A 20,099-nucleotide genomic window follows, 5' to 3' on the forward strand; every position below is an offset into this window, starting at 1 on the left:
AAGCCTGAAATACGATTTTTTCACCATTATTTTTTTCATCATTTGCATTTGCGTAAATTTATTGTCTGTATAACAGAATTTATATTAATATCAATACAATGGAAGGATATAATTACGGGATGATCGGTCTCGGTGTCATGGGTAGAAATCTTCTCTACAACATTGCAGACAACGGATTTTCTGTAGCAGGTTTCGACCTCGACGAAGAGAAAGTAAAACAACTGCACAGTGATGCCACTTCGGAAATGAAAATTAAAGGAACAGTTTCACTGAAAGAATTTGTAGCAACCTTGGAAACTCCCAGGAAAATCATTCTTATGGTTCCGGCCGGAAAACCTGTAGATGCTGTAATCAATGATATTTCACCACTTTTAAATCAAGGAGATATTGTTATCGATGCCGGAAATTCTTATTTCAAAGATACCGACAGACGTATTGCAGATATGTCGTCTAAAGGTCTGCATTTTATGGGAATAGGGGTTTCAGGTGGCGAAAAAGGTGCCAGAACAGGTCCTAGCATTATGCCGGGTGGAGATTCTGAAGCTTTTCATCTTATTCAGCCCATGCTTGAAGCAATCGCAGCGAAGGTTGATAACCAGGCATGTACCGCTTATATGGGAAGTGGCTCAGCCGGAAATTATGTGAAAATGGTTCACAACGGAATCGAATATGCCATTATGCAGCTAATAAGTGAAGCGTATGATCTTCTTAAAAGAGGAGCAAAGCTTAATAATAATGAACTTTATGAAGTCTTCAGAGATTGGAATAGCGGTGAAATGAACTCCTTCCTGATAGAAATCACAAGAGATATTTTTAAACAGAAAGATTCTTTATCGGATGGTGATCTTTTAGATAAAATCTTAGACAAAGCCGGTGCAAAAGGAACAGGCAAATGGACTTCCGAACAGGCTATGGAAATAGGTGTTTCGATCCCGACGATTGATATTGCCGTTACCTCAAGAATTTTATCTGCCTATAAAGAGGAAAGAATTCAGGCTTCCGAACTGTATTCCGAAAAAGAGATTGCAAGCCCTGAAGACAAGGATCTGTTTATCCGTGAAGTAGGGGATGCGCTTTATCTTGCGACTCTTATCAGCTATGCACAAGGATTGGCGCTGCTGATAAAAGCTTCTGAAGAATATAATTTCGGTATTCCATTAAAAGATGTGGTGAAAATATGGAGAGGAGGATGTATCATCCGTTCTTTACTTCTCGAGAAATTTTATACCGCTTACACAGCAAATCCTGAACTGACAAATATTTTGCTTGATAAAGAAATTTCTGAATTGGTAAAATCTAAAGTAAAGTCCCTACGAAAAACAGCTGCATTTGCCGTTTCAAACGGAATCCCAAGTCTTGGATTGCAGACAGCATTGGGATATTTTGATGCCTATACTACAAAATCACTTCCTGTAAACATGATCCAGGCACAAAGAGACTATTTCGGCGCGCATACTTATCAGAGAATCGACAGAGAAGGTGTTTTTCACACGTCGTGGCAAAGTACAAATCAATAAATTCGGAGAAGAATGAACGAAAATAAAACCCTGCGGCCCACTACTATCATCATTTTCGGTGCTACAGGCGACCTCGCAAAAAGAAAGCTTTTCCCGGCATTTTATAATTTATATATCGACGGAAGAATGCCCAAAGGATTCAATATCCTCGCTTTAGGAAGGGCAGACAATACAGATGAGTATTTTAAAAATTACGTCAAAGAAAACCTGGAAAATTTCTCCAGAAAAAAACTGACACAGGAAGACTGGGCAGGATTTCAGGCTCATATTACCTATTTCAGACATCAGCTGGATGAAGAAAACTCTTATAAGGATCTTCAGAAGAAACTGGACGAATTTGATGCCATTTACGGAACAAGAGCCAACAGATTGTTCTATTTATCCATTGGTCCCAATTTTATTGCTACCATTTCCAATCACATTAAAAGTAGTTCTTTGGCTTCTGACTCAAAAAAAGACAGAATTATTATCGAAAAGCCTTTTGGACACGACAAACAGTCTGCGATTGAGCTCAATAAACTTCTTGCAGAAACCTTTGAAGAAGAACAGATCTACAGAATCGATCACTATTTGGGAAAAGAGACTGTGCAGAATATTCTGGCTTTCCGATTCGGAAACTCTATTTTTGAGCCGCTTTGGGATCATAAGCATATAGAATCTGTGCAGATTACCGTGGCGGAAGAAGTAGGGGTAGAGACCAGAGGTACTTTTTATGAGCAGACCGGTGCATTGCGTGATATGATCCAGAATCATTTGCTTCAAATTCTTTGTATGGTAGCCATGGAACCACCGGCTTCACTGGAATCAGGCGAGATCAGAGACCGCAAAGTAGATGTTCTGAAATCTATCCGTAGAATTCCGGCAGATAAGGTAGATCATTATGCCGTACGCGGGCAGTACGCGAAAAATTTCCTGCACGGCATGGAAGTTAAAGGCTATCGACAGGAAGAAGGTATTGCGCCGGACTCCAACACCGAGACTTTTGTGGCTGTAAAATTTTACCTTGATAACGAGCGTTGGCAGGACGTTCCTTTCTACGTACGCACCGGGAAGAAAATGAAAGAAAAGCACTCGTATATTACCATTCAGTTCAAGCCGCTTCCGCATTCCACTTTTTCAGATACTCAACACCATTTGACGGCCAACCGTCTTATCATTAATATTCAGCCTTTGATGGATATCAGGTTGCAGTTTATGGCAAAAAAACCGGGACTTTCACTGGCACTTAAACCTGTAGAAATGATATTTGATAACTTCGTATGTCAGGATGACACGCCCGAAGCCTATGAAACATTACTGCTGGATGCTCTTTTGGGAGACCTTACCTTATTTATGCGTTCCGATCAGGTAGAGGAAGCATGGGATGTGGTAAAAACGATACAGGAAGCTTGGCAAAACAGTAAAGACAATTCTTTCCCGAACTATAAAGCTGGAAGCTGGGGACCGGATGAAAGCTTTACACTGGTAGAAAGGCAGGGAGACAGCTGGTGGTAAATTAGTATTAATGTAAAGAACTTAAAATGAATATCACAGTATTTGATGATTTAGATAAATTATATAAAGAAGCGGCGGAAACTTTTGCTGAGCTTTCAGAAAAGGCAATACAGAAAAAAGGACAGTTTTCTGTAGCGTTAAGCGGAGGTTCTTCACCTAAAGCTATTTTTAAATTGTTGGCAACGAATGAATATGCCACAAGAATTGACTGGAGTAAAATCTATTTTTTCTGGGTCGATGAAAGGTGGGTTCCGTTACATGATGACAAAAGCAACGCGAAAATGACTTTTGAAACATTATTAGATAAAGTACCGGCACATAAAGAACATATTTTCCCAATGTATAAGGATAACGTTCTTCCTGAAGATTTTGCAAAGGAATATGAATCACAGATCCGAAACGTTCTCGGATATGATGGTATTTTTGATTTTATTCTTCTCGGAATGGGGGATGACGGCCATACAGCATCATTATTTCCGGGTGAAGAAATTCTGAATGAAAAAGATAAATGGGTAGATGCCTATTATCTGAAACCTCAGGAAATGTTCAGGATAACACTGACCGCACCGATCATTAACAAGGCTGAAAATATACTGGCGGTAGCATTTGGTGAATCTAAAAAGCACGCACTAAATGAAGTCTTAAACGGAGCGTACAATCCGGAATTATACCCGATGCAGCTTATCGAGAAAAAGGAAAATTTCAGATTTTTCACAGATCATAAAGCGATGGGAGATTGAATGTAAAATCCGTTCTGCCTAATAAATAAAATGAGTTCCAAAACTAAAATTTGGAACTCATTATTTTTGCGTTAACTGCTGATTAATAGTTGATTGATATTGAAAATATTCTTTTACAAAAAATAGATCAAAATCTCTATAGTCGATAGGTAGTGAGATTAATGAGATACGACTGAAATGGGAAATAAATTTAATGAATTCGAGAAGTCAATAAATTGTTTCAATGTAATCTTGTAAACGGCGATTCATCCATAAAAAGATAGGTTTTTTCATATCCTCCGAAATCAACGATGATTTTCTCAAAAACAATTCCAGGATCAAGAGGCTTGATGATTAACGTTTGCTGTCCATCCTCAGTTTTTGGTAGTTGAAGTTCTGTTTCGTTTTCTACGACCCGCCTTGCAACGGTAGGATAGAACACCGAATAAATATTAGCTGGATCTTCATTAAGGTTTTGATTGAAATTGATAATCTTTTCTTCTTTTCCCGCAAATCCCACACTGTAATGATGTCCTTTCGGATCATGAAACGCTATGTAGATTTGACAACAACATGGACTTTAACTTTATCAATGCCTTCTGGAATGTTCATTTTATAAGATACGGAAGCATTGGTTACTTCTTTGTTATAAGGCATCAAAGCGACACCGCTCAATGTTCTGCCCATATACGGAATGGTTGTCCAGTTGGCAGATGGAGAATTTTTAGATTCAAAATAATGCTCGGCTTCTATCACAACTGCATTGTTTTTTGCGGTAAAAACATAACCTCCTGATTTATTAGCTGAGTTAATACGGTAAATTTTCGGTAATGTATCTTTAGGAAAATTATCATTCCATGAAGTATAACCAATCTTTTTCTGAATCATCATGCCATTCCATTTTCCGCCGGACATTACGTGATTGTAATCGTAACTTAGATCAGCATCTCTTTTAAAAGTACTTTCTACTTTGTCTGCCCAAAAATTGGCTTCGGGGTTATTTTCTTTGTACAATTTATGGTTCATGGCCTGAGCATAATACATCTCATACAGGTTAGCCATCATTTGTACCGGATAAAGGATTAATTGCTTATAGGCATCCTTGTATTCAGGATTTAAACTTACATATTGACGCAAAGCTTCGGCTTCCAGTTTAAGATACTCATCTGAAACCTGTTTCCATTCACCGCTTTCAAGATTATAGGTTTGGGCATCCAACATTTCAGGAGTTACTCTTCCGTTGTATTTGCTGTATAGATTTAATATCCTTGCCGCTTCATCTGCCTGATTATCTCCAAATTGCTGTGCGCAGAAATCTCTGGTATGTTGCAGAAGATTTTCATTCGTATAATTTTTCGGATTCCAGGCCATATTTAAAAATAACGGAATCGGATATTCCATAGGTTTCAGATCGCCTACATTCACGATCCATATTTTATCAACACCATAATCATAAGCCAGTTGTGTCTGTTCCCAGATGTTTTGAATCGGGCTTACATTGATCGTTTTTGAATTACGTGGCGCACCTACATAATCTACGTGATAATAAATTCCGTACCCGCCCGCCCGGATGATTCTTTTCCTTTCCTCTCGGAAGACGGCGCAAATTCCCCCAATTGTCGTCGCTAAGTAAGATAATAACGTCATCGGGTGGTTTCAGTCCATTGTCATAGTATCTTTGAACCTCTTTGTACAATGCCCACATCTGAGGTGTTTTATCGGCAGGTTTTCCTGTGACATCTTTTATGATGTTCCTTTGGTTTCGGATAATTTTTTCAAGTAGTTTTATGTTTTCTGCATCATTGGGAACAGTTTTATGATCTTCTCCCTCTTTTCCGCCCATTGGTGTATCTCCGTCGCCACGCATACCGATGGTAATCAGGTCTTCCGTCTTGGCAGCTCTCTGAATACCTTCTTTAAAAAACTGATCGATATTTTTCTGATTGGTTCTGTAATCCCATTCTCCATATTCCTTTCTTTTTCTTACCCATTCCTGATGATTTCTCGCCATAGGCTCGTGGTGGGATGTCCCCATAATAATGCCCATTTGGTTTGCGGTTTCGCTGTTTTTATCATCATCCGCATAGAAACTCCAGCTCCACATTGCAGGCCAAAGGTAGTTGGCACGTAAACGGAGCAAAAGCTCAAAAACTCTGGCATAAAACGGTGGTCACCATACTTTGTGCCATAGGTATTATATACCCAGGTCGTCAGACAAGGCGCTTCATCATTTAGAAAAATGCCTCTGTATTTTACTGCTGGTTCACCGGCGGTATATTTTCCGGGTTTGATAGATAAATTCTGATGCTTTATAACGGGAACATCTGCCCAGTCGTACCACGGAGAAACCCCGATCTGTTCAGAGAGTTCATAAGTTCCGTACACCGTTCCGCGTCTGTCGCTTCCAACGATTACCAAAGCTTCGTGCACGCCAGGCAGAGGATTGCTAACAACGGTCATTATATATTTCTCGTTTTTATTTTTTAACTCTTTTTCGTTGATTTTTCCATTTTTGATGAGCATTTTGATATACCTACTGCCCAAACTACCGATGATAATCAATCTGTTGCCTTGAGACGTAAACATCATTTCAGCTTGTCGACCCGAAACTCTCTCAAAATCTTTTTGAAGATTGGCAACTGCGATTTTTACGGCCGAGTCATCATTTTCATCAATAAGTATTTTTCCCGGAACACCATTTTCTATCAGAGGAAAGTTGCCAGGTTTAAGTTCATTAGAAACAATGTTATTGTGATCTATTGCAAATAAATTGAAAGAGAATAATGATAACAGTAGTATAAAATAATTTTTCATATTAAATCTTATTAATGCCTGTATTTATATTATTTGAAAAAATTAGGTATTGTTGCCAGATGCAGAAAACAACAATTAAAATGATCTAATTTCTGACAGTTTTCCAGATAGAAGTTTTAAAACTAAGCTTTTTTTTCTTGAAAAAAAAATTAAATTGTTATTAAAACAGAGGATTTCAGGCTCTTTTACAGTATAATTTATGATATGTAACAGTCTAATGTTTTTGTTTTAATAGTTATGTGAATTTTATAATTCATCATTTGTATGATTAGAAAATGACGCTTGAATACCAAATTTTTAATTTGTGAAGATTCATATTTTAATTAATTGTAGAAATTACATTTAATTTTTTATATTTATCATTTAATCTAAGTATGCTGCGTTTGAAAGGTAGCGTAAATTCCACAAAAATCAATTATGTTTAAACAATTCGCTTTTCTCACTTTGCTGTTTATTGGTTTACTAACAAATGCACAAAATGTTCATAATACACTTAGTTTATTACCAAATTATATAAAGTCCAAAGGCGAAAAAGGTGATTTCCGGATTGCAGCCAACGGAACTACCGCAAAGATTATTGTAGATCAGGATGACTGGAAAGGCGTTATACGTGCAGCAAATGATTTGGCCGATGATGTACGTAAAGTGACAAACGTAGCATTCCCAGTAGTTAAAGATACAAAACTTTCGCCTGGAGCCATCATTGTAGGGACTATTGGCAAAAGTAAATTGATCGATCAGCTTGTAGCAAACGGTAAGCTGAAAGTGGATGCCGTAAAAAACAAATGGGAATCTTTTGTGATCCAAACTGTTGGAGATAATCTTATCATTGCCGGTAGTGATAAACGCGGAACGATATATGGCATTTATGATGTTTCAGAAAAGATAGGGGTATCCCCGTGGTATTATTGGGCTGATGCTCCGGTAAAAAAAAGTACAGATCTTTATGTGAAAGCAGGTCGTTATCTGCAGGAATCGCCAAAGGTTAAGTACCGGGGTATTTTCATTAATGATGAAAGTCCTTCATTTTCTGGTTGGTCTGCAAAACATTTTGGCGGAATAAATTCTAAAGTATATACTCATATTTTTGAATTACTACTTCGTTTGAAAGCCAATTATTTGTGGCCTGCAATGTGGGGTAATGCTTTTAATGAGGATGACCCGATGAGTCCTGTCCTTGCCGATGAATATGGGATTGTAATGGGTACGTCTCATCACGAACCAATGATGCGGGCGCAGAAAGAATACACCAAACGAAAAGAACAAATCGGGGCTTGGGATTATGTTACAAACGCAGAAAATCTGAAGAAATTCTGGACCGAAGGTCTGGAAAGAAATAAGAATTACGATAACATCATTACAATGAGTATGCGTGGTGACGGTGATGTTGCAATGGGAAAAGGTGATGATGCAGAGAATATTAAAATCCTCAAGCAAGTGATCTCTGACCAGCGTGAGATTATCGAGAAAGTGTATAATAAAGATCCGGCAGAAGTTCCTCAGCTCTGGGCGATATTCACGGAAGTACAACGTTATTATGATGCCGGAATGAATGTTCCGGATGATGTGACACTGCTTTTCTGCGATAACAATTGGGGTTATATCCGACGTACCGCACCTGCAAAAGAGCTTAAACGTAAAGGTGGTATGGGATTATATTATCATATTGATATGAATGGAGGCCCGTGGAATGATCGCTGGATCAATACGACTACCGTACCAAAATTGCATGAACAGTTCAGCCTGGCGTATAAAAGCGGCATCGACCGTATCTGGATTGTAAATGTTGGAGACCTTAAACCAAAGGAAATGCCGATTGATTTTATTATGCGTTATGCCTGGAATCCCGATGCTATCTCTGCTAACCAAACTTTTGATTATATGCAGGATTGGGCAGCTTCGATTTTCGGAAAAGAGCACGCCGCAGAAATCGCAGAAATCGTATCAAAATACTCCAAATACAACCTGATGCGTAAGCCTGAGGTTCAGGATCCTAATATTTTCAGTTTCGTGAATTATCACGAAGCAGAACGTGTACAAAAGCTTTGGCGGGATTTTGCAGCAAAAGCAGAAGCTCTGGAAAAGAAAATGCCGAAACAAGCATTGGATGCTTATTATCAGTTGGTGCTTTATCCAACCAAAGCATCAGCCGGCGTTGCGGAGATTTATCTGGCAGCTGGCCGTAACAATCTGTACGCCAAACAAGGCAGGGTAAGTGCTAATGATTACGCCGAACGTGCAAGAGAATTGTTTGAGTTGGATAAAAAACTGACTGCCCGTTACAATGATTCTATTGCCGGTGGAAAATGGAAAAATATGATGAGCGATGTACATTTGGGTTATCAAAAATGGTCTATGCCGAGAGAGAATACATTGCCTCCTCTTGATATGGTTACGCCTTTAGCTTCTCCTTCGTTGGGTGTTGCAGTGGAAGGTAGTACAGATGCTTGGCCGGGAACAGAAGTAAAAGCAGAACTTCCGCAATTTGATGCGCTGGATAAGCAGCGTTACTATATTGACGTTTTTAACCGTGGAACAGGATTGGTCCAATTTACCGCTAAAGCAAATCAGCCGTGGATCAGATTAAGTACAACCAAAGGAAAGACTGTAAAAGAACAACGCATTTATGTAGATATCGATTGGAAAAAAGCTCCTGCCGATAAGAGCTCTGGTTTAATAGAGATTAATCAAGGCAATACCAAAGTACCCATAATTATCAATGCATTAAAAAAAACTGCGCCTAAAAGTAAAGATAATTATTATGGAGGATACTCCGGTGAATTTTCTATTCCTGCAAACAAATTCAGCGCTAATGTACCAGGAAATAATGCAAAATGGATTGTTCTGTCGGGATTGGGAAGAGCCGAAGCCTGTATGGGCATTGATCCTACAACTGCTCCAAGTTCAACCCCTGAAAATGCCCCTCGATTGGAATATAATATTTTTCTTCCTGAAGCAGGTGCTGCTAATGTTTTACTTGGTATTCTTCCAACACAGGATGTTAACCCGGGTCGTGGATTAAGAATAGCAGTTTCTATTGACAATGGCGAACCTGTTATTATCGATGCTAGAAAAGGCTATCACGATGAATTTAAAGAATACACACCAGAAAATTTAAGTCGTTCAAAAGTATTGAAACCACTACCGGAATTCGGACACAACTATGCTTTGATTTCACGAGGAAAGCCTCGCCGTACCGAAGTATTTGATAATCAGCGTTGGCTGAATGCGACGCTGGATGTGAAAACAGAAGGTATTCACACATTAAAAGTTTTTATGATAGATCCGGAAGTGGTATTAGAGCGTATTATTGTCAACCCAAATGATAAATATCCCAGTTATCTGGGTGCACCTGAAAGATAATGTTAGATTAATATCAATAACTAAAACCCTTTCCTGCAATTATTATTCTTGTAGTATAAAATGAAATATTTTAGAAAGCATTACACTTTTGTAGTATTTTCAATTAATTGGTTAAAATTTTTAGCTAAAAGAGGTAATTTTATAAAACCAAAATAACTAATTATGAAGACATTAATTACAAAAGTGAAATGCTTTCTGGGGATTATCATATTCCTCTTTACCAGCGTTAGTTTCTCTGCACAAAACTATGTCGGGAAAATTTTTGATCAGTTAAGAGGGCAGGTTTTCTCTTTATACGATAACGGTTTAGTCGTTCAGGACGGAAATCCCGGAAACAGAGGCTTTGCACAACGCGATCCTTCAGGGATGATGTTTCTGAGACTGCCGGCTGTTAACCCTTACAGAAATGCCTATTTTCTGGATTATCGCGGAAACTTTATTGAGATCGACTATGCTTTAGGCAGCAGAGTGATTGGAAAATACGATTTCCAGCCACCCGCACCGCTGACGGTAATATATCAACCTGTACAGACTAACCCGAATATCGGAATCATGACCGCAAGTGGAAATGTGACTCCCATTCCGGTTAATCTCGTTAACAAGGATCAGCCGTTCGGTGACGTAATGATAACTTCTGAGCAGGCTGCCGTCAATTGTTATAATCAATCATTAACTTCAGGTAATCAGCTTAATCAAAGTGCTTTTGGCGACTGTATGATTGCAAATATGACTGGTAGAAAAGAAAATGAAGTCTATAAATGTGTTAAAAATTCGGCGACCGTGGAAGAGCAGACTTTGTGTATGGTTGGCGTGATGGGAGGAAGCAAAGAGCAGCAATATGCTCAAACCCTTGCAAAATGCTATAGAGAATTTGGGACAGACTACAGCAAATATCCGTTGTGTCTGGCAGGAGAAGTCTCAGATCCTGAATTGCAAAAGCTCGTTTCCTGTGTAAAACAACAGGCTCAGACCGGGCAAGTGAATTTTATGAATACTGCCATGTGTTATGGAGCCGATAAATTTAATCTGAATACTGAGGCGACGATTGCAGTTCAGTGTGCTGCTACATCCGGCGGACAGCCTTACGTATTTGTTGGATGTGCAGGCGGTCAGCTTACCGCAATGGAACTTAATAAATGTTTGACAATAGGAGTAGGGGGTGATAAAGGATGTTTCGGTAAAAATAATACGATTGTAAGGACTTTAAATTCTCTTGGACAAGAAATCAGTCAGCATTTTGGGCCCAATAATGATATTGTGAGAAATTTTAATAATGTGGTTCAGGATTTCACAACAGGACCGGGTTATAATCATGAAGCGGTGAAATTACTTCGCAATACAGGCAATGAACTCCGTAAAGCCGGCGGGAATATTGAAAGAGAAGTCAGGAAAGTTCTTCCGAGAATTAAATGGTAAACCTTTTATAATGCAGCCCTTCTTTATGAAGGGTTTTTATTTGCAATATATTGGAGAACAATCATATGAAATGTTCAATGTCTGAACCCAGAATATCTTGACCTAAATATTTAGAATAAAATATAGCCTGCGGCATTACACCTTAGCTGTATGTATAATATGAAATAGTTTATCTTAGGGGAAGAGGATAATATCTATATTTGAGTTCAGCCAGTCATACGACAGCAGTGGTTTGCTGTCGCATATATAAAGCTAATGATGATTATATTTACAGACCAAACTCAATACGGATAGAAATTAATTAAGTTCATAATGCTGGATCAGCATACTCAACATAAAATGAACGTAATTCTGATCTGCTTCTTTTCTGTTGAGAAGCTTGTTTTTGTAATTATAGGAGCTTAATACTTTTGATAGTTCCTGATAAGTTTCAAACTTTTCATCTTTGATTTTTACTCTCAGGTTCCCGTCTCTTCTTTGAATAAGTTCGTTGTCAAGTGTTCTCACTTTAAATATAACCTCACACAATTTTGGGTTAAAATTCATTTTCCCAGTGTATCTTTCAATAATATTAACTTTAAACGAATCGAATGTAATCGTATTAAAGATAAGATTGGAGCCGGATTTCTCTGTGTTGAGATCAAGCGTATAGTTCATAAATTTAAATTTGTACAAATGTAGTCAGAAGATGAAAAAATTCAAAATAAATAGTTCATCTAATCTGTCATTTATACAAAATTTTATTTTTTTCGAATCTCATTACCTTTACAAGTGCTGAATTTCAGGCTATTGGCTGCTAAATTTCTTCACTCTGATTTTCTTTTCCTTTACTTTTATCACAAAAGTATTCAACTCAGTTATTTTACCCGCTTCTACCTTAAAATCCTGAACCGTATTTTCGCAGTATGTGTTCGACGGCAGGGAGTTTTCGTTCAGTCGGATCTTGTAATCTCCCGATTCAATGAAAGATATTATTTCACCATTATCATCAGTAATGATGTGTCTCACCATTTTTTCATCTTTATAGATATCAAAGAGGATTCCTCCCGATTTAGGATCAAATTCAAGCGCAGTTTTGGTATCAAAAACATAATTTATTTTACCCTGAACAGTTCCGTTTCGATGTAATGGAATCTCAAAAGTATAATGATGCTTATTAACGTCAAATTCAGATTCATCGTAATACCAACCCTGTTGGATTACCTGTTTAAGGCTGTATCTGTCGTAAGGAATAGCTTTGTACTCAATAGTTCCCTCATCATTGGTTTTGAATGAAATATTATTAAGCATAATAATGTGCCCAACTGCCTTTTCGTCGCCTTCATCATAAATATTATTATTGTTGCGGTCATAATAAACAAAAGCCTTGATGTTTCCTTTCTTTCCGGGATCCAGATTATTGCTTCTTAGATTAATTGTAACTCCGGCTTCAACAGTTAAAAGGTTGTTTGTGAAAGTATTCATTGAATAATTAAACCATGACGAATTCACGTAGAAGCCATATCTTTCTTTTGAATACTTTAGATTTACAAATCCGGAGGGTGATTTTCCGTAAAGCGTATCATCAGTGTAAGAAAGCCCCGAATTAATACTGAGTTTACCTTTAAGCATAGTATGGGTAATGAACGCCGAAACAGATTTTTTTTCGTAAGTATTGTTGGTTCCCAATAATTTTGAAAAGGCATATTCCGAAAGATAATAGCTTCCATACTGATAGATGAATTGCAGATTAAGCCATTTGTAGGCATAGTTTCCCATAAATTTCATCTGAAATCTATCTTTGTCAGAATCGGGATAGTTTACGATTCCTGTCTCTATACCGAGAATAGAGGAGTGCTTTCTATCAGGACTCGACCAGCTTATACGCTCAATGAGTCTTTTTGCCGTCATTTCTTTAAGCTCTTTATTCTCTGTAAGTCCGAAAAAAGTATTGTAGGTATTTGAGTTTTCATTCTGATACTGAAAGCTGAGCCCCAGTCCCAGGCTTTTTCTCTTAGGGAAGTTGAATCCTGTTTCCAGTCTTACACTGTTCGTTTCTAAATTATTGTCGTAGAAATAAAATTTTGGCGAAAAATTAGAGAGCATCATATTGGCAAAAACAGAATGATCTTTAAAAATACTTGAAGAAATATTTTGCTGCAACTGAACTATACCTCTCTGGTTTCCGGGATAATAATTTGAACTAAAGGAATAATTTCCGCTAATATTTACCTTGTTGATATTTCCGGAATATTGGGTTTCAAGGGCTCCGGATGGTTTTGTTTTGTTGATACTTTCATAAAAACTTACTCCACTGTAAAGTTTGGCGCTTAAATTCCATTCTTTATTAAATGCATATTGGAAATTTGTACCCAGTAAATTATGCTTCACCTTTTCGTAAGGGTCACTTTTAAAAACATATGCTGCAGAGATATTTTTACTTGCATTATTTGCTCCCAATATTCCTCTCACATAGAATCCGTATCCTAATTCTAAAAATCGCGTTCTCTCTATAAGACTGAAACTTTGATCTATAAAACCAATTTCCAGCCTTTTATTTTTATCGTGAGAAGTGAAAGCATATTCTGCACCTCGTCCGTACAAAGAAAGTTCTATGATCTTACTGATATTCCCAACGGTAAATTCACTTTTTTCCCTGTGATATGTGATGAAAGTATTATTGACGATAGGGTCTTCCAAACCATTGGTTTTGTAGATGTTTCCTCTTATGAAAACATATCCGGAAGGAAGATTAAAACCTCCTGAGCCGATGAGTTGGTACAATGCTGTCTGCTGCCCCATATATCTGTAGCTTGCAGTAATACTGTTTTTGGTATAATTGAGGTTATTATTGTCTAAAGACATATAATGTTGTGTTGAAGAATTGTTCTGAATAGATGTAATACTATTTCCGAACATTTCTTTATCGGGTTCTCTGAAACCGACAATGTTCACACTGAATTGTGGTGTTTTCATAAGATTGCTCGACGGTCTGAATCGATAGATAAACACAGAATCTTTCTGTACCGCAATAACTCCCTTTTTTTCTACGAAAAAGCTTCCCTGATCTGCTTCCGGAATTTTGAAAACGACCGTAACGTGTTGTGGTTTGTTTCCTAAATTTGAAACTCTTGCCCTTACTTCTATTGAGTCGGTTACATTGCTCATATAGATTAAAGGAGTGTCTGTACTGATCGCTAATGCATTATTTTCGGGAATGTTGTGGGTCATCGTCTGTTTCAAGACTTCATGATCTAACATATCTTTCAGGGTAAATACGATTTCACTTTCTCCGAAACCTGCGTTGCTGTTAATCAGGAATTTAACGGGAAGATAGATATTATCACCGGCGTTTACATCTATTTCATTCATATTTCCGGAGATATTCCTGAAACCTGAAGGAACATTGATGAATAATTTGCCTTTAAAGTTGTTCAGGGAATTATTTTTAATTTCAACAATTGTACTTATGATACGATCTCTTCCAAGGCTGGATTCGTCACGGATTTCCATGCTGATTCCGCTGCCAATTTGAGCAGAAGCTGAAACTGAGAGGAATAAAATTAATAATAAAAGGAAAGTTTTCTGTAGGTTATTAGAGGACATTTGAGTTTTTATTGGGGCGTTATCTCATACTGGAGAGTAGCTGAATAATCGTCTGATTTTGCGTTAATAAATATTTCATCATTATGGATAGTTGAATATTTCACATCATAATATACGGTGTTGCCCTGTGTGGCATTTCCTTTGGCGACGAGCTGTGGCGATGCGCTTAACGAGATAGGAAATACACTCGTATTAGCCGTTGCAGAATTAAGAGCCATCTTTACCGCATTAATCGGGATAGAATTACCATATGATGATGTAAACTGAGATTGCAGAGACTTTAGCTTAATCTGATAATTGGTATTGCTTTTTACCATTAAAGCATTATTGTAGGTTACGCTTACTCCATTCGTGTAATCATCCATGCTATTGAATTCGAGAAGAGCATTCTGCGCACTTGGCGCAAAAGTTAATGACAATTCAGGAATGTCTACAGGAGGAGTTCCGGACAGGGTGCCGATCTGCAGTTCAAAAATATGATTCATTTTACCAATGACATTGTTGTACTGGTCATACATTGTAAATTCAACGGGCGCATAGAATTTAATCCAAGCGGGATAATTACCAAGGTAAGCACCTCCCATCACAGTCAGGCTAAATTTAATCTGTAAATTGTAATATCCGTTATTCTGTGCCGGCTGGTTATATAGTGTGGCATTGGATTTCGGGACTAGAAATACTTCCTGTCCTTCCTGAAGTACTACATTAAGAGGCATTCCGATCTGTGAAATGCCTGGAGTTGGACCAGGATCAGCCTGTCCTGAAGCGGAAACAGGATGCAGGGAAACTTTATTGCCTGGCATAGTGTATTGTCCATCGTTGGTCATGATAGGCTGTTTAAGCTTTGCAGATAGTTTCCAGAACGGAACATTAAAATTACCGTTTCCGCTCATCATAGCCGTGTAGGCATCGGGATTGGTATTTCCCTCGTAAGAATTGATTTGCAGGTAGCTATTAACCCATGAATAATAGGAAATTTGTGAATATATATATTGACCTGCCAATAGCAGCAGGAATGAAAAAATTTTAATCATACATAAAATTTAACTCGCCGAGTTCAAGATTATTATCGCCGTAATCGATCATTACGGATGCTGTATATTTTCCTTTCGGAAGATCTTCGGGGAGAGAAATATTCATTTCTCTTTTATTTCCGGGCATGGTATAAAATACGATAGCATCTATAGATACTTTTTTACCGTTTTCCACATTCACAAAGTCTGTGTAAACTTTACCGTCTGTCCATACATTTCCTTCATTTTCAAAAAACAAATTCAGTTGTTTTTTAGATTTATCGAAAGTCAGGTTCTGTATTTCTATTTTTTTTGCTTTTGCAGAAGGTAATTTGTGAAATATTTTTATTCCGGACCGGATACTTACTTTTATTTTTGCACCTTTACTGTCTACATCATCTACCGGGTTCATCTGGCTTACATACAAAACGGCACTGTGTGCCTCCAATGTATCAGACAGTTTGTTGGGAACCGTTATGGTAACATCAATATCTTTTCTTTCTCCTGGACCTAACGAAAAGTAATTGTCTTCTTTTTTTACACTGACCCATCCTGCACAGGATACTTTCAGGCTATTGGCAGCAGACATCATATTTTCGCCTTTCTCATTGTATTCCCAGTCGCCAAGGCTTATGGCCAGATCCAGAGAATTTTTGGTACTCACATTGGTGACTGTTATTTTCTGTGTATTACTGTTTCCTGCAGTTGATTCAAAATACAATCTCGGAGGTGAAACCGAAACGCCGGTTTGAGCCTGAAATAGCGAAAAAAAGGAAATCAGAAAAAAAAATAAAATAAAATGGGATAAGTAGGTCTTGTTCATTATCATAGTAAAGACTGAGACAGCAGAAAAAAAATGCCACAATTACTTGTAGCATTTTATTTTGGTTATAATATCTACAGTATCTTATTATTGTGCAATAATAGTGTAGGTAAGTTCGGTAGTATAGATTGTAGGGTCTTGTCCTGCAATATAATTATCAATGTATGCATTGGCGCCTGCACCTTTATACTCGATGCTGATCTTTTTGTTTACACCACCAGCGGTAGATGTTACTAAAGTAGTTTCGTTGGCAGATAGAGTAGTACCCTGTGCATATTGTGCTCCGTTTACGGCTTCAGAACCTGCACTTGCCTTGATCTGGATAGTGTTAGCCTGAATATTTTTTCCTCCGTTTTGTAAAGCTGCATTAGCGCTTTTTACTTTAACCTGGAATCCTCCTGTACTGTAAATACTCAAGTGGTCAGTGTTAAGGGATGATACACCATTAGCATAGTCATCTTTTGTTACGTAGTCTAAGTTAACGATTTTCTGAGAGTTGTTTACTACGAGTGTTTGAATAGGTTTTAGTCTTACGTTTAGAGTAACGTTTTGGGCATTGATGGTTACAAACCCTAGTAAAGCAAGTGATGCTATAATACACTTTTTCATAATTGCGGTTATTTTTTTAATGTTATTAGTTTAAAAATCTGATGCAAATGTATACACTTAGTTCGATAGGATTATTGTGAAAAACTACTAATATTTTGTGATTTTTGTCGCTGAGAATTAGCAACATACGATATTTATTTTATTGAATTTTCAATAAAAATTAATTATGGAAGGGAAAATAACTTTACAACTAATAATATTTTATGATAAAAGTACTATTAATAAATTATGTATAAAAAATTAACAAATGGTTAAATGTGAAAATTTATTCTCTTAATTGTAATTTTTTCTTTATTAATTAGACATCATCGTCAGAATATAGTGTTTCTTTTCTTTAGATGAGCCTTTCTTATTATCACTTTTACTATTTTCTATTTCAAATATTTTTTCAATCACTCCTTTTTTATATTTAATGAGGTTTTGAATGTTTTCTTTTTCCTGCATCTCCTGATTTTTATTTTTAAATCCGGCTTTCTCATTATAGAGATCCTGATACATTTTTACCTCAAAACCTGAAGGGCTTGAAATCATAATAAATTTTGTATCCTGGTGATCACTTTCCTTAGAAGATCCGGTATCTGTTTTTGCCGGATTAATGGTAAGTGTCTGAGTCGGGTACAAGCGTATGTTAACCGTTGTTCCGTCGTTTTGTGCACGGAAAAAAGTGAAAGTAATGAGGCAGACTAAAATAAAAAAATATTTGATATGCATCTGTTTGTTTTTCACCTTATGGTTACTTAATCAAATATACAATTATTTTTTAATTATTCCTCATTTCAGAAGGGTTTTTTTGCGTATGTTTTTTAAAAAAATTTGTAAAGTTTCCTTCATCGCTGAATCCCAGCTCATAAGCGATTTGAGATATGGTATAATTTGAATAACTCAATAATTTTTTAGACTCATGAATCAGTTTTTCTATAATGACATGCTTGGCTGTTTTTCCAAGGATATATTCTGTCATTTCTGTTAGTTTTCTGGGAGTTATATTTAGCTCGCTGGCATAATGGGAAACTTTTTTACTTGTTTTGTAATCTCTCTGCAATATAATCTTGAAGCGATTAACACAATAAAGATAATCAAATTTTACATCTTTTCTTACCTCTTGCGTAGGAATATATAAGAAAGCATCTAATATAAGTTTCTCGATAGCATTATGCGCTGCTGAAATATACAGACTCCTGTCTTTCTTCCGGAAGCTCTCCATTCGATCCATAAAGACAATCCGCATTTCTTCTTGATTGATGAGCGGAGCGGTGAATATGTCTGAATTGTCATTAAAAAAAAGTTTTGAGTTTAAGAAAAGACTGTCTTTCACGGATCTTTCATAAAAACTTGATGAGAAGGTAATAATCAGTGCATCGTGACCGTTTGCCGTATCAAATTCAACAGTTTTCTGAGGTCCAATGAAAACCATATTGCTGGATTCTATGGTATAAGGTACGTTTTCTACACTCATACGGATGTCTTTCAAAATAATACAAATACAATAAAATTCCAGAGTATTCAGTTTTTTTTTGTTATTGTTTCTTTTAATAATATGATCCAGTCGATTCACACTAAACCCAATATCCTTTAACTGATCTGTAATTATATACATCTTATATTGTAGTAAAATTTGTAGCCGACTAATATAATTTTTTGAATTATGCTATAAATATTATTTGATTAGAGATAATTCTATATTAGTATTGAATTATTTCGATATTTTTCTTGTTAGTCTTTATTTATAAATGTGAATATTTATTTTTAATATTTTGATGGAAATATGTCTTTGGAGGTTTATAAATAAAGGATAATCTGGCTCAGGTGAAAGTAAACGATGATTTGCGGATAAATCTATTATTAGAATGTTTGTGTTTAATATTTTCCGTAAAGTATAATAAAGTCTATAATTAATTAAAATATAAGGAGAATTTATTCTAATTTCCTTCTGCTATTTATGCTGGTGATCTTCTTAAAACAAGATTTTTTATCATGATAATAGTAAAATATTCATCTGGGTTTCGTTAAAATAATTTATTAATTATGATGACGTTATTTGATATTTTATATAGCTAGAATATTAGAATTTTAAATATGGATTTGCAATATTAAGATTATATGTATATTTGCCGTATTGGAATTTTTAAGATTAAATTGTAATAAAACTTATATTTGTACCGTCTTAATAAAATAATTACTGATAGCTAATCTATACATAATTGTTATATTTGGGTACTGAAATCATATACTATTAAAATGAAACTCTTGTGCCTTTTTCTTCACACTCTTTTGAGTGATATGTTTTTTTTAAATACCATGGAGGCAGGTCTTATACAAAGATATTCATTGATTCTGATTTCTCTTTCAATTATTTTTTTCTTTTTAAATTTTTCTTATTCTTTGCAAAAACTAATTCTGAATTTTACATTCAGAAGATTTTTAAAGATGCATTTTTGTATGATGTCTGTAAAAGTAAGAAACCAATTTTTTAGTAAAAAATGAAAAAATGATGATCTTAAGTAGTTTAAGTGATGAATAAACAAAATTACATTTTCCAAAAAAGTATTTATGTTTAGTTTGAAAAAGTTAACATAATTTAATTTGTCTGTTTGTGTGGTAATTACGAATTTTAGCTAAAATTTTACATCAAAAATGTAATTTCGGCAAACAAATTGATTAAGAAGTACGTTGATAAATTTAAAAATTTAATTTAAAAAAGATTTATTAAAAGTTTAGTTCTCTCATTAGTTAGATATTTAAACAA

The 20,099-nt window shown here is 36.1% G+C and carries 15 protein-coding genes and 1 pseudogene; 5 read left to right on the forward strand and 11 right to left on the reverse strand.

Going from position 1 to position 20,099, the window contains the following annotated elements; all coding sequences use genetic code 11:
* Positions 1–98 precede the first annotated feature (98 nt).
* From gndA to pgl, 3 genes are read left to right on the forward strand one after another with little or no spacing between them, the layout of a single operon-like run.
* On the forward strand, positions 99–1,517 hold the full coding sequence (gene gndA / locus BLR30_RS03490) for an NADP-dependent phosphogluconate dehydrogenase (RefSeq protein WP_089854834.1): 1,419 nt from the start codon (positions 99–101) through the stop codon (positions 1,515–1,517).
* 12 nt (positions 1,518–1,529) lie between these two features.
* Complete coding sequence (gene zwf, locus BLR30_RS03495; RefSeq protein ID WP_089854837.1) at positions 1,530–3,011, forward strand: glucose-6-phosphate dehydrogenase; 1,482 nt, start codon at positions 1,530–1,532, stop codon at positions 3,009–3,011.
* A gap of 26 nt (positions 3,012–3,037) precedes the next feature.
* Positions 3,038–3,751: a 6-phosphogluconolactonase gene (gene pgl / locus BLR30_RS03500; protein ID WP_089854840.1), complete on the forward strand. Its 714-nt coding sequence runs from the start codon at positions 3,038–3,040 to the stop codon at positions 3,749–3,751.
* Between the two features lie 220 nt (positions 3,752–3,971).
* On the opposite strand, the gene BLR30_RS17980 is transcribed toward pgl, so the two are convergent.
* From BLR30_RS17980 to BLR30_RS17995, 4 genes and pseudogenes are all read right to left on the reverse strand, one after another.
* Positions 3,972–4,292, reverse strand: a complete 321-nt coding sequence (locus BLR30_RS17980) for a hypothetical protein (protein WP_449390415.1) — start codon at positions 4,290–4,292, stop codon at positions 3,972–3,974.
* Complete coding sequence (locus BLR30_RS17985; RefSeq protein WP_262484103.1) at positions 4,283–5,347, reverse strand: glycosyl hydrolase 115 family protein; 1,065 nt, start codon at positions 5,345–5,347, stop codon at positions 4,283–4,285. The genes BLR30_RS17980 and BLR30_RS17985 overlap by 10 nt, the downstream gene beginning before the upstream one ends.
* Positions 5,244–5,834: a glycosyl hydrolase 115 family protein gene (locus BLR30_RS17990; RefSeq protein ID WP_262484102.1), complete on the reverse strand. Its 591-nt coding sequence runs from the start codon at positions 5,832–5,834 to the stop codon at positions 5,244–5,246. Before BLR30_RS17990 ends, BLR30_RS17985 begins: the two co-directional genes overlap by 104 nt.
* Before the next feature lie 74 nt (positions 5,835–5,908).
* Positions 5,909–6,544, reverse strand: a pseudogene (locus BLR30_RS17995) (glycosyl hydrolase 115 family protein); the annotation flags it as partial.
* Between the two features lie 417 nt (positions 6,545–6,961).
* On the opposite strand from BLR30_RS17995, the gene BLR30_RS03510 reads away from it, so the two are divergent.
* Positions 6,962–9,907 (forward strand): glycosyl hydrolase 115 family protein, encoded by a 2,946-nt coding sequence (locus BLR30_RS03510; RefSeq protein WP_089854844.1) that lies wholly within the window; start codon positions 6,962–6,964, stop codon positions 9,905–9,907.
* Positions 9,908–10,069: 162 nt separating this feature from the next.
* Positions 10,070–11,323 carry a hypothetical protein gene (locus tag BLR30_RS03515; protein ID WP_089854846.1) on the forward strand — a complete coding sequence of 418 codons (1,254 nt, stop codon included), beginning with the start codon at positions 10,070–10,072 and terminating at the stop codon, positions 11,321–11,323.
* A gap of 297 nt (positions 11,324–11,620) precedes the next feature.
* On the opposite strand, the gene BLR30_RS03520 is transcribed toward BLR30_RS03515, so the two are convergent.
* From BLR30_RS03520 to BLR30_RS03550, 7 genes are all read right to left on the reverse strand, one after another.
* Positions 11,621–11,980, reverse strand: a complete 360-nt coding sequence (locus BLR30_RS03520; RefSeq protein WP_089854849.1) for a prevent-host-death protein — start codon at positions 11,978–11,980, stop codon at positions 11,621–11,623.
* 129 nt (positions 11,981–12,109) lie between these two features.
* The gene (locus tag BLR30_RS03525; protein ID WP_139164580.1) at positions 12,110–14,908 is read right to left on the reverse strand and encodes a hypothetical protein; all 2,799 of its coding nucleotides are present in this window, start codon (positions 14,906–14,908) and stop codon (positions 12,110–12,112) included.
* Between the two features lie 8 nt (positions 14,909–14,916).
* Positions 14,917–15,942: a hypothetical protein gene (locus BLR30_RS03530; protein WP_089854856.1), complete on the reverse strand. Its 1,026-nt coding sequence runs from the start codon at positions 15,940–15,942 to the stop codon at positions 14,917–14,919.
* Positions 15,935–16,744, reverse strand: a complete 810-nt coding sequence (locus tag BLR30_RS03535; protein WP_089854859.1) for a fimbrial biogenesis chaperone — start codon at positions 16,742–16,744, stop codon at positions 15,935–15,937. The genes BLR30_RS03530 and BLR30_RS03535 overlap by 8 nt, the downstream gene beginning before the upstream one ends.
* A gap of 87 nt (positions 16,745–16,831) precedes the next feature.
* Positions 16,832–17,353 carry a hypothetical protein gene (locus BLR30_RS03540; RefSeq protein WP_089854862.1) on the reverse strand — a complete coding sequence of 174 codons (522 nt, stop codon included), beginning with the start codon at positions 17,351–17,353 and terminating at the stop codon, positions 16,832–16,834.
* Positions 17,354–17,647: 294 nt separating this feature from the next.
* Complete coding sequence (locus BLR30_RS03545; protein ID WP_089854864.1) at positions 17,648–18,064, reverse strand: hypothetical protein; 417 nt, start codon at positions 18,062–18,064, stop codon at positions 17,648–17,650.
* A 49-nt stretch (positions 18,065–18,113) separates the two neighbouring features.
* Positions 18,114–18,809, reverse strand: a complete 696-nt coding sequence (locus BLR30_RS03550; RefSeq protein ID WP_175443595.1) for a helix-turn-helix domain-containing protein — start codon at positions 18,807–18,809, stop codon at positions 18,114–18,116.
* Positions 18,810–20,099 lie beyond the last annotated feature (1,290 nt).

It is taken from the genome of Chryseobacterium taeanense (assembly GCF_900099685.1).
GTDB lineage: Bacteria > Bacteroidota > Bacteroidia > Flavobacteriales > Weeksellaceae > Chryseobacterium > Chryseobacterium taeanense.

Excerpts from the sequence above, each read along its gene's own strand:
- BLR30_RS03545 (WP_089854864.1), bottom strand. The coding sequence starts at position 18,064 with ATGCATATCAAATATTTTTTTATTTTAGTCTGCCTCATTACTTTCACT.
- BLR30_RS03520 (WP_089854849.1), bottom strand. The coding sequence starts at position 11,980 with ATGAACTATACGCTTGATCTCAACACAGAGAAATCCGGCTCCAATCTT.
- BLR30_RS03540 (WP_089854862.1), bottom strand. The coding sequence starts at position 17,353 with ATGAAAAAGTGTATTATAGCATCACTTGCTTTACTAGGGTTTGTAACC.
- BLR30_RS03515 (WP_089854846.1), top strand. The coding sequence starts at position 10,070 with ATGAAGACATTAATTACAAAAGTGAAATGCTTTCTGGGGATTATCATA.
- zwf (WP_089854837.1), top strand. The coding sequence starts at position 1,530 with ATGAACGAAAATAAAACCCTGCGGCCCACTACTATCATCATTTTCGGT.
- BLR30_RS03535 (WP_089854859.1), bottom strand. The coding sequence starts at position 16,744 with ATGAACAAGACCTACTTATCCCATTTTATTTTATTTTTTTTTCTGATT.
- BLR30_RS03530 (WP_089854856.1), bottom strand. The coding sequence starts at position 15,942 with ATGATTAAAATTTTTTCATTCCTGCTGCTATTGGCAGGTCAATATATA.
- BLR30_RS03510 (WP_089854844.1), top strand. The coding sequence starts at position 6,962 with ATGTTTAAACAATTCGCTTTTCTCACTTTGCTGTTTATTGGTTTACTA.
- BLR30_RS03525 (WP_139164580.1), bottom strand. The coding sequence starts at position 14,908 with ATGTCCTCTAATAACCTACAGAAAACTTTCCTTTTATTATTAATTTTA.
- BLR30_RS17990 (WP_262484102.1), bottom strand. The coding sequence starts at position 5,834 with ATGTGGAGCTGGAGTTTCTATGCGGATGATGATAAAAACAGCGAAACC.
- pgl (WP_089854840.1), top strand. The coding sequence starts at position 3,038 with ATGAATATCACAGTATTTGATGATTTAGATAAATTATATAAAGAAGCG.
- BLR30_RS03550 (WP_175443595.1), bottom strand. The coding sequence starts at position 18,809 with ATGAGTGTAGAAAACGTACCTTATACCATAGAATCCAGCAATATGGTT.
- gndA (WP_089854834.1), top strand. The coding sequence starts at position 99 with ATGGAAGGATATAATTACGGGATGATCGGTCTCGGTGTCATGGGTAGA.